Annotated in this window: 18 protein-coding genes; 13 read left to right on the forward strand and 5 right to left on the reverse strand. The window is 42.2% G+C overall.

The genetic code is table 11. From position 1 onward, the window contains the following. The first annotated feature begins 6 nt into the window (after positions 1-6). The 4 genes from sufD to sufB are packed head-to-tail and all read left to right on the forward strand — an operon-like array spanning position 7 to position 4410. Positions 7-1317 (forward strand): Fe-S cluster assembly protein SufD, encoded by a 1311-nt coding sequence (sufD, locus tag AOX59_RS00285; protein WP_068440157.1) that lies wholly within the window; start codon positions 7-9, stop codon positions 1315-1317. After that, complete coding sequence (locus AOX59_RS00290) at positions 1317-2537, forward strand: cysteine desulfurase (RefSeq protein ID WP_068440158.1); 1221 nt, start codon at positions 1317-1319, stop codon at positions 2535-2537. Before sufD ends, AOX59_RS00290 begins: the two co-directional genes overlap by 1 nt. Next, entirely contained in the window at positions 2527-2958 is a 432-nt protein-coding gene (sufU, locus tag AOX59_RS00295) for a Fe-S cluster assembly sulfur transfer protein SufU (protein ID WP_068440162.1), read from the forward strand. The genes AOX59_RS00290 and sufU overlap by 11 nt, the downstream gene beginning before the upstream one ends. A 54-nt stretch (positions 2959-3012) precedes the next feature. Next, entirely contained in the window at positions 3013-4410 is a 1398-nt protein-coding gene (gene sufB, locus AOX59_RS00300) for a Fe-S cluster assembly protein SufB (protein ID WP_068440165.1), read from the forward strand. Positions 4411-4571: 161 nt separating this feature from the next. Here the strand turns inward: sufB and tatA are convergent, their stop codons facing one another. Together tatA and AOX59_RS00310 are read right to left on the reverse strand one after the other, a co-directional pair. Next, positions 4572-4772: a twin-arginine translocase TatA/TatE family subunit gene (gene tatA / locus AOX59_RS00305; RefSeq protein WP_068448048.1), complete on the reverse strand. Its 201-nt coding sequence runs from the start codon at positions 4770-4772 to the stop codon at positions 4572-4574. Positions 4773-4823: 51 nt separating this feature from the next. Then, entirely contained in the window at positions 4824-5516 is a 693-nt protein-coding gene (locus tag AOX59_RS00310) for a GMC oxidoreductase (protein ID WP_082684068.1), read from the reverse strand. 166 nt (positions 5517-5682) lie between these two features. On the opposite strand from AOX59_RS00310, the gene AOX59_RS00315 reads away from it, so the two are divergent. The 6 genes from AOX59_RS00315 to AOX59_RS19405 all read left to right on the forward strand — a co-directional run bounded on the left by AOX59_RS00315 (position 5683) and on the right by AOX59_RS19405 (position 10933). Then, a complete protein-coding gene (locus AOX59_RS00315; RefSeq protein ID WP_068440169.1) occupies positions 5683-6471 on the forward strand; it encodes a sulfite exporter TauE/SafE family protein in 789 nt (262 codons plus the stop codon). Positions 6472-6482: 11 nt separating this feature from the next. Beyond that, complete coding sequence (locus AOX59_RS00320; protein ID WP_068440171.1) at positions 6483-7883, forward strand: bifunctional metallophosphatase/5'-nucleotidase; 1401 nt, start codon at positions 6483-6485, stop codon at positions 7881-7883. A gap of 66 nt (positions 7884-7949) precedes the next feature. Next, positions 7950-8252, forward strand: coding sequence for a YunC family protein (locus AOX59_RS00325; RefSeq protein ID WP_068440174.1), 303 nt, complete (start codon positions 7950-7952; stop codon positions 8250-8252). A gap of 53 nt (positions 8253-8305) precedes the next feature. Continuing rightward, positions 8306-9109, forward strand: a complete 804-nt coding sequence (yunB, locus tag AOX59_RS00330) for a sporulation protein YunB (RefSeq protein WP_068440178.1) — start codon at positions 8306-8308, stop codon at positions 9107-9109. A gap of 182 nt (positions 9110-9291) precedes the next feature. Continuing rightward, positions 9292-10824, forward strand: coding sequence for a sodium-dependent transporter (locus AOX59_RS00335; protein WP_068440181.1), 1533 nt, complete (start codon positions 9292-9294; stop codon positions 10822-10824). Between the two features lies 1 nt (position 10825). Then, positions 10826-10933 carry a methionine/alanine import family NSS transporter small subunit gene (locus AOX59_RS19405; RefSeq protein ID WP_156418602.1) on the forward strand — a complete coding sequence of 36 codons (108 nt, stop codon included), beginning with the start codon at positions 10826-10828 and terminating at the stop codon, positions 10931-10933. Positions 10934-11065: 132 nt separating this feature from the next. Here AOX59_RS19405 and AOX59_RS00340 read toward each other — a convergent pair whose 3' ends face one another. Both AOX59_RS00340 and AOX59_RS00345 read right to left on the reverse strand, forming a co-directional pair. Beyond that, positions 11066-12037 (reverse strand): M23 family metallopeptidase, encoded by a 972-nt coding sequence (locus tag AOX59_RS00340; protein WP_218917909.1) that lies wholly within the window; start codon positions 12035-12037, stop codon positions 11066-11068. Positions 12038-12083: 46 nt separating this feature from the next. Beyond that, a complete protein-coding gene (locus AOX59_RS00345; RefSeq protein ID WP_068440185.1) occupies positions 12084-12659 on the reverse strand; it encodes a YhcN/YlaJ family sporulation lipoprotein in 576 nt (191 codons plus the stop codon). Positions 12660-12801: 142 nt separating this feature from the next. Here AOX59_RS00345 and AOX59_RS00350 point away from each other — a divergent pair, with 142 nt between their 5' ends. Further along, positions 12802-13077: a YutD family protein gene (locus tag AOX59_RS00350; protein WP_068440188.1), complete on the forward strand. Its 276-nt coding sequence runs from the start codon at positions 12802-12804 to the stop codon at positions 13075-13077. 29 nt (positions 13078-13106) lie between these two features. Here AOX59_RS00350 and AOX59_RS00355 read toward each other — a convergent pair whose 3' ends face one another. Beyond that, a complete protein-coding gene (locus AOX59_RS00355) occupies positions 13107-13382 on the reverse strand; it encodes a hypothetical protein (protein WP_068440191.1) in 276 nt (91 codons plus the stop codon). Positions 13383-13757: 375 nt separating this feature from the next. On the opposite strand from AOX59_RS00355, the gene cpaB reads away from it, so the two are divergent. Both cpaB and AOX59_RS00365 read left to right on the forward strand, forming a co-directional pair. Further along, a complete protein-coding gene (cpaB, locus tag AOX59_RS00360) occupies positions 13758-14543 on the forward strand; it encodes a Flp pilus assembly protein CpaB (RefSeq protein ID WP_156418603.1) in 786 nt (261 codons plus the stop codon). Between the two features lie 29 nt (positions 14544-14572). Next, positions 14573-15703 (forward strand): CpaE/TadZ family protein, encoded by a 1131-nt coding sequence (locus AOX59_RS00365; RefSeq protein WP_068440194.1) that lies wholly within the window; start codon positions 14573-14575, stop codon positions 15701-15703. The last annotated feature ends 20 nt before the right edge of the window (positions 15704-15723 follow it).

Below are 15723 nucleotides of genomic sequence, written 5' to 3' on the forward strand. Positions count from 1 at the left end.
GGTAACATGACTGTAGAAACAAAACTGCCTTACGATAAAGATTACATCACCCAGTTTTCAAATGATAAAAACGAACCGGACTGGATGCGGGATTTACGCCTTCAAGCTTTAGAACAAGCTGACTCGCTGGAAATGCCAACACCTGACAAGACGAATATTACGAAGTGGAATTTCAGCCATTTTAAACACGACGCAGCCAAAGGCGAAAAAATTGCGTCCCGGGATCAATTACCTGAAGAAATACTGGATTTTCTAGATGAGGAAAAAGACCAGGAAAATCTTCTTATCCAGCGCAATCACACAGTTGCATATGAAGCGCTGGCTAAAGAACTTGAAGATATAGGTGTTATTTTCACCGACATCCACACAGCAATGCGCGAGCATAGCGATTTGGTTAAACGTTATTATATGAAAGACGCGGTTTCCATAGATGAAAACCGTCTTACAGCACTACATGCAGCATTGATGAACGGCGGTGTCTTCGTTTACGTTCCAAAAAATGTTCAGATTGAAGAGCCGTTGCAAGTGATTTTCTGGCAGGAAGATCCGGAGGCTTCGATGTTCAATCATGTATTGGTTGTAGCGGATGATAACAGTTCACTGACATATGTGGAGAATTATTTCTCCCAAAATCGTGAGCAGGAAACGGTGGCCAATATCGTGACAGAAGTGATTGCCAATAACAACGCTCAAATTTCATTTGGCGGGGTTGATAACTTTGCGGAAGGAACAACGACTTATATCAATCGCCGGGGTGTTACTTATCGTGATGCTCGAATTGAGTGGGCTCTTGGTCAAATGAACGATGGAAATACGGTGTCTGAGAACGTAACGCATTTGGTCGGTGAAAATTCATGGTCCAATGCCAAGACGGTTACGGTCGGTCGCGGGAAACAATCTCAAAACTTTACGTCGAAAATCGTTCACTTTGGCAAATTTACCGAAGGACATATTCTGCAGCACGGTGTCATGAAGGGCAGCGCGAGATCAATCTTTAATGGCATCGGCAAAATAGAGCATGGCGCATCAAAATCAAATGCTGAGCAGGAATCACGTGTCCTGATGCTAAGTGAAAAAGCACGAGGAGATGCGAACCCGATTTTGCTGATTGACGAAGATGATGTTGAAGCAGGGCATGCTGCATCAGTTGGACGTGTTGACCCGTTCCAGATGTATTACTTGATGAGCCGTGGAATCAGCCGCCATGAAGCTGAACGCTTGGTTATTCACGGTTTCCTTGCACCGGTTGTTAATCAGCTTCCGATAGATTCTGTGAAAAATCAGCTGAGGCAGGTAATTGAAAGGAAGGTATACTGATGGATGTAGGAGCCATACGGGAGCAATTTCCGATTTTACAACAGGAAATAAACGGGCACCCCTTGGTATACTTGGATTCATCAGCCACTTCCCAGAAGCCGGTTTCTGTCATTGAAGCTGTTAATGCTTATTACAGAGAAAATAACTCCAATGTGCATCGTGGCGTTCATACATTGGGTTCCAGGGCAACCGACCAATATGAAGGTGCCCGGGAAAAGGTTCGAAAGTTTATTAATGCGAAGAGTACGGCTGAAGTGATTTTCACACGCGGTACAACGACATCCATTAATACGATTGCTTATAGTTATGCACGTGCCAACCTGAAAGAAGGGGACGAGATTGTCATTACACCAATGGAACATCACAGCAATCTGATTCCCTGGCAGCAGGCGGCCAAAGCAACAGGGGCAACGTTAAAATATGTATCACTGCAAAATGATGGGACGGTTTCACTGGATGATGTCCGTGAGACGGTAACCCAAAATACAAAGCTCGTAGCCATGACACATGTTTCAAATGTGCTTGGCACCGTCAACCCTATTAAAGAAATAACTGACATAGCCCATCAGAATGGTGCGGTCATGGTTGTTGACGGTGCTCAGGGAGCCCCGCACATGAAGGTTGATGTTCAGAATCTGGATTGTGACTTCTACACATTTTCCGGCCATAAAATGTGCGGTCCGACCGGCATTGGTATCCTTTATGGCAAGCAGGAACTTCTCGAGGAGATGGAGCCCTTTGAGTTTGGCGGCGAAATGATTGATTTTGTTAATCTTTATGACGCCACATGGAAAGACCTTCCGTGGAAATTTGAAGGTGGCACACCAATCATAGCCGGTGCAATCGGACTTGGTGCAGCGATAGACTTTTTAAATGACATTGGCTTGGATAACATCACAGCCCATGAACAAAAATTGGCTGACCATGCTATGGAAAAATTGCGTTCTATTGATGGCATAAGTATTTACGGTCCGGAAAAACGCGCTGCACTGGTCACATTTAATCTGGAGGATGTGCATCCTCACGATACAGCGACAGTGCTCGATGCGGAAGGTATTGCCGTTCGTGCCGGGCACCATTGTGCACAGCCTCTGATGAAATGGCTTGATGTGACAGCAACTGCACGGGCAAGCTTCTATTTATATAACACAGAGGAAGACATTGATCGATTATTCGATGGTCTTTTGAAAACGAAGGAGTATTTTGGCGATGTCTTTTAACAACCTTGATACACTGTATAGACAAGTGATCATGGATCATTATAAAAATCCGAGAAACAAGGGTTCTGTTGAAGGAGACGCGCTGACAGTTGATATGAATAATCCAACATGCGGTGATCGGATTCAGCTTCAATTGCAGGTGGAGGACGGGATTGTACAAGATGCCAAATTCACCGGCGAAGGATGCTCCATAAGCATGTCATCCGCATCAATGATGACCCAGGCAGTCAAAGGGAAAAAACTTGATGACGCATTGAATATGTCGAAAGCTTTCTCTGATATGATGCTTGGCGAGGATGTGGATACGGAAGACTTGGACATGGGAGATGTCGAATCGCTGCAGGGCGTTTCACAATTTCCGGCGCGAATCAAATGTGCAACCCTGGCTTGGAAGGCAATGGAAAAAGGTGTTCAGCAATAGCAGGCGGTCATTTGGAAAAAATGGTAGAAAGAACACTTTAAAGGAGGTATATTCATGGCAAAAGAAATGCCAGAATTAGATGAGTACAAATATGGCTTTCATGATAAAGACGTTTCGATTTTTCGTTCCGGAAGAGGGTTGACACGTGAAGTAGTTGAAGAAATTTCAAAAATGAAAGAAGAACCTCAGTGGATGCTTGACTATCGTCTGAAAGCACTGGAGCAATTCTATAAAAAGCCAATGCCTCAGTGGGGCGGCGATTTGTCAGAGCTTGACTTTGACGAGATTGTCTATTATGTAAAACCATCCGAAAAAACAGAGAAAACATGGGATGAAGTGCCGGATGAAATCAAACAGACATTTGATAAGCTGGGTATCCCTGAAGCCGAGCAGAAATACTTGGCAGGTGTATCTGCACAGTATGAATCAGAAGTTGTTTACCACAACCTGAAAGAGGACCTGCAAGAACTGGGCATCATTTTCAAGGATACGGACAGTGCTCTCCAAGAAAACGAAGAGCTGTTCAGAAAATATTTTGGTAAAGTTATCCCGCCATCCGATAATAAATTTGCAGCATTGAATTCAGCTGTATGGTCCGGCGGTTCATTCATTTATGTTCCAAAAGGGGTCGAAGCAAAAACACCGCTTCAGGCATACTTCCGGATTAACTCGGAAAACATGGGACAGTTTGAACGTACGCTGATCATCGCGGACGAAGGATCTTCCGTCCACTATGTGGAAGGCTGTACAGCACCGGTTTATACAACAAACTCGCTGCACAGTGCAGTCGTTGAAATCTTTGTTCACAAAGATGCTTACTGCCGCTATACAACAATCCAAAACTGGGCCAACAACGTTTATAACCTGGTTACCAAGCGTGCAACAGCTGGTGCAAATGCTACGATGGAATGGATTGACGGCAACATCGGTTCCAAATTGACGATGAAGTATCCATCTATTCTATTAAGAGGTGAAGGTGCACGCGGCCATACATTGTCTATTGCCATTGCAGGTCGTGGCCAGCATCAGGATGCAGGTGCAAAAATGCATCACTTGGCACCAAACACGTCATCAAGTATCGTGTCCAAATCCATCTCCAAACAGGGCGGTAAGGTCACATACCGCGGAATCGTTGACTTTGGACGCAAGGCAACAGGTGCCCGTTCGAACATTGAATGTGACACGTTAATCATGGATAATGAATCGACATCTGATACCATTCCATATAACGAAATCAACAATGACAATATTTCATTGGAGCACGAAGCCAAGGTTTCCAAAGTATCCGAAGAACAGCTCTTCTATCTGATGAGCAGAGGTCTCGGTGAAGAGGAAGCTACTGAAATGATTGTCATGGGCTTCATTGAGCCGTTCACTAAAGAACTTCCAATGGAGTACGCTGTTGAAATGAACAGATTGATCAAGATGGAAATGGAAGGAAGCATTGGATAAAATCCCAATTCACCCTGTCATATCAATATATGACAGGGTGAATTTTATTAAAATGATTTCGTACCTTACTCCTGCCATTACAAAACATCCTTCAGGTATAAATCCACAAAAAAACAGGCGAACAGTATACTGTCCGCCGTCTATGTCCTAAATAAGTCTTGTTATTTTTCTTTTTGTGAATCTGCGTTACTCTTTTTTTCCCCTTCATCATCACTCATGATGCTGTTAGCGGATTTCTTGAACTCGGATAAAGTCTGACCGAATGCAGACCCGATTTCCGGAAGTTTTTTAGGTCCAAAAATAATTAAGGCAATGATTAAAATGAGAATCAATCCCGGTATGCCTATACTGGAAATACCCACTTTGACAACTCCTTCTTGCTTTGACATATATGCAGCTAATGATTAAGGATGCTAAGCCATCCTGTTTTTATTTTTCCCTTTTACCAGCTGACCATTATTTTCTCTGAAATTTAATATTCCCTCTGCAGCCCGGTAGGCGAATGCGCCGACAGTACCTGTTGGGTTATATCCGCCATTATGAGCAAAATTTGAAGCCCCAATTACGAATACATTATCAACATCCCACATTTGTAAATAATTATTCACTGCTGAGGTTTCCGGGTCGTCCCCAATGATGACACCGCCTGTGATATGATCGTTCTGTGATGGTTCGATATCAAAGTGATCCGTAATTTCTCTCGGTTCAACCAACTCGGCACCCATCTCATCTAATATTTCAGCACTTCTATCCGAAATATATTTAAATAACCGATTATCCTGTTCTGTGAAATCGTATGTTAAACGGAGCAGTGGATTTCCAAAGCTGTCTTTATAAGTTGGATCCAGGCTCAGATAATTATTGCGATGGGGCATGGATGCACCCTGGGAATCAACCGATATCCAACGATTTTGATATTTAATGGATTGTGCTTTGAAATCTTTTCCCCAGCTGGGTGTATCGCTTGGGACAGTATTGTTTTGAATCGGTCTTCTCCCATACTGTTTCGTGGAGATAGAGCCACCATGAATGAAGTCCAATCCGGAATGGTCAAAATTGTCCCCGTTATAATCGTCAACTGTAGCGCCAAGTGATCCTGCTCCCATATATGTATTAAATTTCTCCTTAAAAAATCCGGTAGCGCCTGCAATGATTTGATAACAGTAATTCTTTAAGTGTAAAATATTTTTGAAAGGGACAAGGGCACACCCGTCTCCGATAGCAAAAAATGTTAATTCAGACTGATTCGTGCTAATATAGACACAGATGGTTATGACGGAAGGGATTTTATTGATTTATCTTATTTGTATTATCATTGGACTAGCCGCTTCGTTCGCCGGAAGTCTTGTTGGCATGGGCGGTGGTGTCATACTGATTCCGAGTTTGTTATTCATGTATCATTATTCAGATGCATTCGCCTGGGCAACTCCACAGGTGATTGTTGGTATATCATTGATTACCATGGTGTTCACCGCATTCTCATCCACGGTTTCCTATTATAAAAGCAGCCGTATCCATTTAAAAATCGGTATGTTATTTTTGACCGGCAGTATTCCGGGCGGCATATTGGGATCATGGTTGAATCAATTTGTCAATGCTGACCATTTCTCATTGTATTTCGGTATTCTGATGATTGTTTTATCTTTTCTGTTTTTGATTAAACGGGAAAAACGAACGGAAAATGATACATCAGGAAAAACCCCCGTATTGTCTGTATTTGTGATTTCCGTAATAATCGGAACCATATCCGGCTTATTTGGCATCGGCGGCGGTGCCATGATTGTTCCGGCTATGCTATTTCTGTTCGGATTATCGATTCATACAGCCACTGCTACCTCAATGTTTGTAATTTTATTTATCAGTATTATGAGTGCAGGCACGCACATTGCATTAGGTCATGTTGTCTGGGAATATGTTATCTTTTTCATTATAGGTGCGTGGGTTGGCGGCACACTTGGAGCCAAAGTCAACCAGCTGATCGACAGCAATGTACTGGAATGGATACTTCGTTTAATGCTGATTATCGTTGGAATCAGACTGATCATTGAAGGATTGATGTAAGGAGCATGTCAATGCAGGAGAAGCTATATTTTTATTATACAAATGATTTACACAGCAATTTTGATAATTGGCCGCAAGTCGCAAGTTTTTTGAAAAATGGCAGAGAAAAGAGGGAAGCGGAAAATCAGGCATGCTGGCTGGTGGATATCGGAGATCATGTTGACCGGGTCCATCCGATTGCCGAAGCGTTTATGGGAAAGGCGAATGTTCAGCTGATGAATGATGTCGGCTATGACTTCGCGACCATCGGCAATAACGAGGGCATCACCATGGCACATGAGGATCTTCACCATTTATATGATGATGCAGATTTTCAAGTGGTGTGCACGAATTTGTACAGCCTCACAAATGAAACGCCGGAATGGCTTCATTCCACTGTCCATACACAGACGGACAGCGGAATAAAAATCGGCATTATAGGCTTGACTGCTCCTTTTAACAATTTTTATGAACTGCTTGACTGGCATATTTCCGCCCCTGTACAGGAGTTGGAAAAGCATGTAGCTCACTTAAAAGAAACAGCAGATGTCATTATACTCATGTCACACTTAGGGCTTACTGAAGATCAGGAAATTGCACGCCGTTTTTACGATATTGATGTGATTATCGGCGGGCATACACACCACTTGCTGCGGTCCGGTGAAATAATCAACAATACGATAATAACAGCTGCCGGGAAGCATTGTGCTCACGCAGGTGAAGTTGTATTGACTTGGGACCATAACCGGAAACAAATTATCGATAAGGAAGCCGATGTTTATGACATGACCCCTTTGGCAAAGGATTTAGCGACAGAGCAAATATTGAATGACCTGATGATAAAAGCGGACGACATGCTTGGAAAACCAATTATAGAACTCAAAAGGCCAATCAATGTTAAATGGTTTCAGCATACTGAGATTATGGAAAAACTGACCGATACACTGAAGGAATGGACGCAAGCGGACGCTGCTTTATTGAACGCCGGATTATTATTGGATCAAATCCCGGCTGGCGAGGTGACATTCAAAGATGTTCACCGTATATGCCCGCATCCGATTAACCCTTGTGTCGTCGAACTTAATGGTGATGAACTGACGGAAATAGTCCGTTCTTCGCTGACAAAGGACTTAACCGAATTAAAGCTAAAAGGGTTTGGTTTTCGCGGAGAAATCATTGGCAAAATGATTTTTTCAGGGATTGATGTTGAGACGTCACAGCATGATGACGGAACAGAATATGTAAAAACCATTTACTATCATGGCAAACCGCTGGATACAGAACAGTCATTCAAGGTAGCCACAGCGGATACATTTACGTTTGGCCGTCTTCTGCCGGAAGTTGCCAAATCGGAAGTGAAAGACTATTTTGTTCCTGAGTTTTTGCGTGATTTACTCGCCTATACACTGCGCCATAAAATGTCCAATCACTGATTCATGTGACATTCCCTCCGTTGTGTGCATACTATACCGTGTACATGATGAAGGAGGCATGCCTATATGTTGACGGTAAATCCATTGGAAGTCGAGGGAATGCATTTCACCGCTGTAACGGTTGAACTGCCTAAAACAAACCTGCTGGTCATCTCCAATGAAGTTGGCTATATTATGTGCGGGGCGCTGGATGTCGACCTTTTAAGTGAAGATCTGGCTGACAGAAAAATCATAGCAGGGCGCGCCAAAGGAGTCAAAACAATCGAACAGCTTCTCCATGCACCGCTGGAGAAGATAACTGATGCTTCGAAAGGATATGGATGGCAAGCAGGTATGACCGGGAAAGATGCTCTCCTCAAAATTGCATAAAATTAGTCTAACCCCCTAAAAACAAGCATAGGCTTTGTTCAGGGGGATTTTTTATGCTTAAGAAACGCTACGCATTCCGAAAACGAAAAATATCCAAATCACCGCCTCCACTTAGAAATGTAACTATCATAACACTGATTATATTTATCCTGTTTGTTTTTGGCAGCATCCAAATAATCGATAAAGGCCTTACACCGACTTTAATGGATATTGCAGAAAGAAGAACTGATGAATTTGCGACGCGAGGTATTAATACCGCAGTCAGATTTGCAGAAAACTACAATTATGATGAATTGCTGAATATTACATATGATAATGAAGGAAATGTGGCAACTTACAACTGGAATTCCGCTGTTGTCAGTGAAATTAATCGAGTCGCTACAGACCGTGTTGAAGAGTATTTCAGATATATGAACACCGGAGAGCCGCCTGATTATGAAAATTCACTGTTTGAACCTGAAGAATTTGAGAATACCACCGAGAACCTTCCGCAACAAGATCCGACTGTGGTTGAAATACCAATCGGTCAGGCAACCGGCAACTCAATCCTTGCTAATCTCGGACCAAGAATACCTGTTAACTTTGAAATCGTCGGAAATGTCCGCACCAATATTGTCAGAGATGACGAACCACTTGGCTTAAACGGGGCATGGGTGTCGTTATATGTGCAAGTCGAAGCCGATGTCCAAATTGTTATCCCGTTTATGACGGACGTCACAACCGTTGCGACTGAGATTTACGTTGATGGCGGTGCGCTTATGGGGGATGTCCCAGATTTTTATGGTGAAGGTGGTGGTGACGGTGGTCCATCTATTGCTGTCCCGGAGGATTCGATTAGAAATGAAGAAGAGGAATGATACAGATCAACATGTCTCATTTGCATAAGGTAAACACTGAAAAATTAAAATATATTTTGACATAGTAGAAAAGTACCGTTATACTATAATCATAAATATCTGAAAAATTAAAATTGCCTTGCTTCATTCATGAAATGTAAATAAAGGGGGAGCACGGCGAGAACTGAAGGGGGAGTTTTGTCATGGAAAATCGTTCTCAATGGGGGACCAGAGCGGGTTTTATTTTAGCTGCAGCAGGTTCCGCGATTGGTCTGGGCAACATTTGGCGTTTTCCGACGACAGCGTTTGAAAATGGCGGGGGAGCGTTCATGGTTCCATACCTGATTGCTTTGTTGACAGCTGGGATTCCGATTTTGATTATGGAATTTACCATGGGTCATAAGTATCGTGGCTCTGCACCGCTGACTTACAAAAAAATGAATAAGAATACGGAGTGGATCGGTTGGTGGGCTGTCCTGGTCGCCTTTGTCATTTCAACATACTACTCTGTGATTATTGCATGGGCAATATCTTATTCAATCTTTTCTTTTAACTTAAATTGGGGCTCGGATACAGAGGGATTTTTGTTTGGAAATTATCTGGAAACTGCAGCTCCCGGTGAATTTGGCGGTTTTGTTCCCGGTGTACTTATACCATTAATTATTGTATGGATAGTGGTTTTGGGTATCCTTTACAGAGGTGTTAAAAAAGGCATTGAAATGGCGAACCGGATTTTTATTCCTTTACTGGCAATCGTTTTTCTTATTATTGTTATCCGGGCCGTTACGTTGCCTGGAGCATTTGAAGGCTTGAATACATTTTTTACACCTGATTTTGGAGCACTCTCCGACCCGGATGTTTGGGTCGCCGCTTATGGACAAATATTCTTCACGATGTCAATTGCATTTGCCATTATGATTACTTATGCGAGTTACCTGCCAAAGAAATCGGATATTACCAACAACGCATTTATAGTCGGGTTCGGTAATTCCAGTTTCGAATTGTTATCCGGTATAGGAGTCTTCTCGGTACTCGGTTTCATGGCAGTGAATCAGGGTGTTGCAGTTGATGAAGTGGTTGCCGGCGGTGTTGGGCTGGCGTTTGTCGTATTCCCGCAAATCATTAATCAACTGCCCGCTCTCAATGAATTATTCGGCGTTTTGTTTTTTGCATCGCTCGTTTTAGCAGGGTTATCATCTTTGATTTCGATTATTGAAACGTATGTAGCCGGTTTATCTGATAAGTTTAAAATTTCCCGGGAAAAAGCTGTATTGTTTGGCGGCGGTTTTGCGGCGTTGGTATCACTTGTGTTCGCAACACGGGGCGGACTGAACTTCCTGGATGCGGCAGACTATTTCATTAATCAGTTTGGTGTCGCAGCGCTTGGATTGATTGAAGTGATTGTGATTGCTTGGTTTGTGCGCAAACTGAGCGACTTTAAGTCCCACGCCAATGAGATATCTGATATGAGACTTGGCTCCTGGTGGACTGCCAGTCTGATGGTAATTACACCGGTTGTTCTCGGTTATAACATGATTATTTTACTCAGGCAGAATCTTATGCAGCAATTCGAAACGGATACGGGTAACTATGGGAACTATCCGGATTCATTTATTCTCTACGGCGGCTGGTTCGTTGCCGGAGGAGCATTGTTAATTGGTATTATCATGACGTTCATTAAATGGAAAGGGTCAGATAATAAAAAAGATAATCAAAATAATGGGGAGGCGAAGTAACATGACCGGAGGAGCTATTACATTTATGATCATCTCCATGCTGATTATATGGGGAGGACTCGCAGCAAGCATTACGAATGCCGTGAAAAAAGGAGCAGATAGGAGATAGCTTTGATTCAAAATAGAGCAACAAATAAGAGCCTTTGCCTGAATTGCAAAGGCTCTTTGTTTTTGTCTTAGTTGAAAATAGCTGCTTGAACACTGTCAAGCGCTGGGAAGACATTGTTTGAAGCGAATGGCATCATTCAGACATTCGCTTCCATCTTTGTAAATAAGGGTATGGATCGAACGACCATTCACTGTAGCCGTCATCCTGATACAACCCATAGTGCAGGTGCGGCGGGAACTTTCCCGACGTTCCGGGCGGTCCGTAGCCGGTTGAGCCGACCTTGCCGAGCGGATCACCCGGTTTAACAACCTGCCCGACTTTAATATCATCATTGTAACCGCTCATGTGGGCGTAGTAATGATAAACATTATTGATATCGCGGATGCCCAGCCGCCACCCACCATATAAATTCCAGCCTTTCATTTCAATGACACCGTATGTTGCGGATTTAACCGGTGTGCCATAATCTGCAAAAATGTCTGACCCTTCATGAATCCGCACACCTCCAAATCCCCGGCGGTCGCCCCAATTGCTGTTGATGGTATAGTTATAAGCTGTGTCCAATGGAAAGGCACGGTCTGTCAGCTTTATCCCGTCAAATTTTTTGAAAACTTTTGCTGTATTCATGATCGTTTGAACCGTCAAATCACGTTTATAAAAGTTCCATAGAGCGATTTTCACTTCATCATGGGAGGGCCCATATTCCAGCAAAATCGATGCCATCGTGTACAGAACATCTTCCGGATTGTCCGGATCGGCTTTATTGTCATCATTTCCATCTTTGCCTTTTCCCTGAAAAAATTGGATGATACTTTCATTTTTAATCATCGAACTGTTACCGAGACCATACCACATTTCATCAGGGATTGAGATGGATACGAGCTGATCATCCTTGTCCTCTTCAGAACTGTTGCGTTCATACTGGTCAATTGCAGCTATATAATACCAGGGGATTTGTGTGACAGTTTCTGTTTTTTTGTATAATGCCATACGTTTTTCATGTAATTCCTGATCGTCTTCATCTGCTTCTGCCTGAACAGGCGCTGTTGCAAGGAGAAGCACGATTAACAACGATGCTGACAGGGAGGTCTTTAAGTTGTGCAATCAATTCACCTCCTATATTAAAGGGCAGGGAGTCTGTTATTCATGACTATTCTTCCATTCCCTGCGGTGATTTTTTCATTTCCTTAATGATTTGGTTGATTGTGTTATCATAGTCGTTATCCTGAACACTTGAGTTATGCAGACTTTGAATATCATGTATCAAGGTTTCATTATCTGAAACATAAACATCAAAGTAGCCCGGAAGGATTGACACAGCGGTTTTCTTGGCCATGTCAGCTGCTCTTGCTGCATCCAACTCGTCAAGATCATACGCAATGAGCGCCTTATCATCAGTGACCAATGTTGCCGCTTCATTAAAGCCGTCATTACGTAAAATAATCCTGGTAATCATATTGGCAAGATTCGTTCGATCGATTGTGACATTGTGCTGCTCTTCAGTTTCGTTTTCAATTTGTTCTTTCGTATAACGTACATAACCAAGCTTATCATCACCTGATGGGTTTGATGGTGTTGTTTCTTGTTCGGGATCGAGTTCTTCCACGATCTGGTTGCGTTCTTCAGCTTGATTTCGTTCATCATCTGCTGCATTATCCGTACCACCGCATCCCGCAAGTATGATAGCTGTCAGCAATAAAAATGGGAAAATTAATTGTCTGTTCATTACTTGCCTCCTATTGCCAAGTATTCTTTCCAACTTAGTTTGCTGTATCCGCTAAAATTCATACGCCTTATTTTTGCCTGAAATATTGGTTGAACAGTGCCGGGTTATGATAAACTGGTGATACGCAAATGGGGTGAGTGTTGTGATTGAGTTACAAGGAAAGACATATGAAATCATCGAAAATGAAAAAGACGGATTTCATGAAGAACGTTTAAAAGAACGCTTCTCCGATATTTTGTCCAAGTATGATTTTGTTGTCGGTGACTGGGGGTATGATCAGTTACGATTGAAAGGCTTTTACGATGATCAGAACCCCAAGGCCGATTTCGATACTAAAATAAGCACACTGGAAGATTATCTTTACGAGTATTGCAATTTCGGCTGTGCCTATTTCATCATGAAAAAGATCGATAAATAAAGAGCAGCAGGCATAGGCGCCGCTGCTCTTTATTTATCGTCAGGATTTTCTTCACCGGGTTCATCGTGCAGCGGGTGAGCCCCGGGGGTTTGTCTCGGTAAATCGTCATGCAGTTCCTTATCCGGATAAACAAACGCACTCTCCCGCCTCTGGCCTTCTTTCCACGGTGTGGATTTACTTCCTTCCAATTTACCATCATTTATTTCCGATCCAAACGGTCCTTCCGGGAATTCTTCAGGGACCAGGTTTTGCTGATTCCGCACATTCGAAAAATCGCTGTATTGTTTTTTTCGTTTTTTAGCCATCCACCTCATCCTTTCTTTCTTATGGTTAATTTATCCCATTATTGTCGTATTATGATGTCAATTTATCCCAAAAAATTAGTCTGAATTCAAACTAAATGGTAATTATTACTAAAAAACCGTAAAAATACCTATAGATTGTAAATTCAGATCCATTTTTTGCTAATTTAATAGATATTAATACCTATGTTTCTCGTGGATATGAATTTTACTTCAAACATCTTAATTAAATGAACTGAAACTTATGGCCTAGTCGAAAGTGCTTGTTTTTTGTCACATGTTTGACATATCTATATTTTTTGCGATGATGATGCTAAGATATTTTTCTCAAACTCAAATCATCAAAGTATAACTATGTAGAAAGAGGGTTCACCGCACATGCTGGAGTCTAAACGGAGAGCAATTATATTTTTTTTACTAGCAGTTTTATTAGCAGCAGTTTCCGGATTTCTTGTTTTGCAAAAAGTCCAGGCGCTAAATAGCGACCTTGGTACGATGGTGACGGTTTATTCAGCCGAAGAAGAAATTCCGTCAAGGAAAATCATAACCCCTGATGAAGTAACGACTGAGCAAATTCCACAACAGTACCTTCGCGATGAACATATAACAGATGTTGAGGAACTGATGAATAAAGTTTCGGTTGTACCACTGTCGGGTGGAGATATTATAACTGCAAACATTTTGAAAGATGCCTCTGCAGTTACAGAAGCTAATAATCGGTTGGTCTCAGTATTAAGATCGGAACAGGTGGCTTTTGATGAGGAACTCACGGCATTGGATCGAACCGATATTATTGTTTCCCATAGTTTTGGGGATGAACCGGTAACCGAAATTTTTATGGAAGATGTGAAGGTTGCAAGGGTGGCGAGCAATGATGAAGGGGATTTTTCCGGTGTCCAGTTGGAAGTTCCATATGAAAAAGTTTCGGAATTAATACATATGCAGAATTATGCAGACAGTCTGCGGTTAGTGAAAGCGAACGTGGCCGAAGCGGATCAATCAGGGAGTTCATCAGAACAGGAGTCAGAGAAGAGCGATGAGGCAAAAGAAGCCGCTGATGACAATGCAAATGGTTCACAATCAGGCAATGATTCTAACAACGAGGAAGAGCAATCTAATAACAACAACAATAACAACGAAAACGATAATGGAAATGATAATTAAATGTTTAGATGTATTGATGGAGGAACCGTATGAGTAGAGTAAACGAAATTTATGTTATCGGGGATAATGAAGAACTTGCAGCAACATTAGAAGAGCAAATAAATGAATCTTTTCAACTCCATTTTGTTACTGTCAATGACTTAAAAAAAATAGATGCACGTTTAATTTTAATCATAAATAACGGAGAGTCCGCAACAGATGATGTGCAGACAGTGCTATCCGGGCATCCGGATTCTTCTATTATATGTGCGGGTGATGAGGAAAATTTCAGTCTTCTAAGAAGTCTTAATCAGCTGGGTATCACTGATTTTTATGTGCTCCCGGGTGAAGAACTGATTTTGATGGAACGGCTGGAAGTTATGGCAAGCGAAGTGAAGATGCGAAAAGAAAAAGAAGCCGAATCCAGTTTCAAACGTGGTGGTGGACAGATTTTCGCTTTTTATAGCGGGAGCGGTGGCACAGGAAAATCTTTGATCAGTACAACTTTCGCGCAGACCTTGAAGCTGGAATCGACGGCAAAAGTTCTGTTTATAGATTTGAACTTGCATTATGGAGGGGCTGAGACATTTCTGGGGCTTGACAGTAATCGCTCCATAATTGATTTGTTGCCGGTTATGGAAGAACTCGGTGAACATCACATCCGAAATGTATCAGAGAAAGAGGAACACTCGGACTTAAATGTGCTTGTAAGCCCAAGAGATGCCGAATTAGCTGAGAAAGTAACTGAAGATTTCGTAGCAAAGCTTTTAAGGGCAAGTAAACGGCATTATGATTTTATTGTCATTGATTTACCGGTATGGATGGATGAACGAACTTTGGCTGCTTTGGAGGAAGCTAACCGCGTTTATTATTTAATGAATCTCGATACAGTTGGAATTCGCGTGTTAAAAAGTGTAGAAAACTTGTTTCAGCGTTTGGGTGTCATCACCAAGGACAGACTTGAATTTGTCATTAACTTTAAAGGAAAAGATAGTGAGCTGACCAAAAAAGATTTGGAACGTTTTTCAACTTATCCTGTAGCATCGGAAATCAGGAAAGATATCAAAAACGTTCAAGCATATATTAATCAGGGTGAACCATTAAGGAAAAAACCTCAGGAAAAAAAACTGCCTGCTTTTTCCAAAGATGTACATAAATGGGTTCATTCAATGCTGAAATAGTAATGAAATGGTGGTGGTAT

It is taken from the genome of Lentibacillus amyloliquefaciens (assembly GCF_001307805.1).
Taxonomy (GTDB): Bacteria; Bacillota; Bacilli; order Bacillales; family Amphibacillaceae; genus Lentibacillus; species Lentibacillus amyloliquefaciens.

Coding starts and splice junctions, on each gene's coding strand:
- sufD (WP_068440157.1), top strand. CDS start 7: ATGACTGTAGAAACAAAACTGCCTTACGATAAAGATTACATCACCCAG.
- AOX59_RS00290 (WP_068440158.1), top strand. CDS start 1,317: ATGGATGTAGGAGCCATACGGGAGCAATTTCCGATTTTACAACAGGAA.
- sufU (WP_068440162.1), top strand. CDS start 2,527: ATGTCTTTTAACAACCTTGATACACTGTATAGACAAGTGATCATGGAT.
- sufB (WP_068440165.1), top strand. CDS start 3,013: ATGGCAAAAGAAATGCCAGAATTAGATGAGTACAAATATGGCTTTCAT.
- AOX59_RS00310 (WP_082684068.1), bottom strand. CDS start 5,516: ATGGGAGCAGGATCACTTGGCGCTACAGTTGACGATTATAACGGGGAC.
- AOX59_RS00315 (WP_068440169.1), top strand. CDS start 5,683: ATGACGGAAGGGATTTTATTGATTTATCTTATTTGTATTATCATTGGA.
- AOX59_RS00320 (WP_068440171.1), top strand. CDS start 6,483: ATGCAGGAGAAGCTATATTTTTATTATACAAATGATTTACACAGCAAT.
- AOX59_RS00325 (WP_068440174.1), top strand. CDS start 7,950: ATGTTGACGGTAAATCCATTGGAAGTCGAGGGAATGCATTTCACCGCT.
- yunB (WP_068440178.1), top strand. CDS start 8,306: ATGCTTAAGAAACGCTACGCATTCCGAAAACGAAAAATATCCAAATCA.
- AOX59_RS00335 (WP_068440181.1), top strand. CDS start 9,292: ATGGAAAATCGTTCTCAATGGGGGACCAGAGCGGGTTTTATTTTAGCT.
- AOX59_RS19405 (WP_156418602.1), top strand. CDS start 10,826: ATGACCGGAGGAGCTATTACATTTATGATCATCTCCATGCTGATTATA.
- AOX59_RS00345 (WP_068440185.1), bottom strand. CDS start 12,659: ATGAACAGACAATTAATTTTCCCATTTTTATTGCTGACAGCTATCATA.
- AOX59_RS00355 (WP_068440191.1), bottom strand. CDS start 13,382: ATGGCTAAAAAACGAAAAAAACAATACAGCGATTTTTCGAATGTGCGG.
- cpaB (WP_156418603.1), top strand. CDS start 13,758: ATGCTGGAGTCTAAACGGAGAGCAATTATATTTTTTTTACTAGCAGTT.
- AOX59_RS00365 (WP_068440194.1), top strand. CDS start 14,573: ATGAGTAGAGTAAACGAAATTTATGTTATCGGGGATAATGAAGAACTT.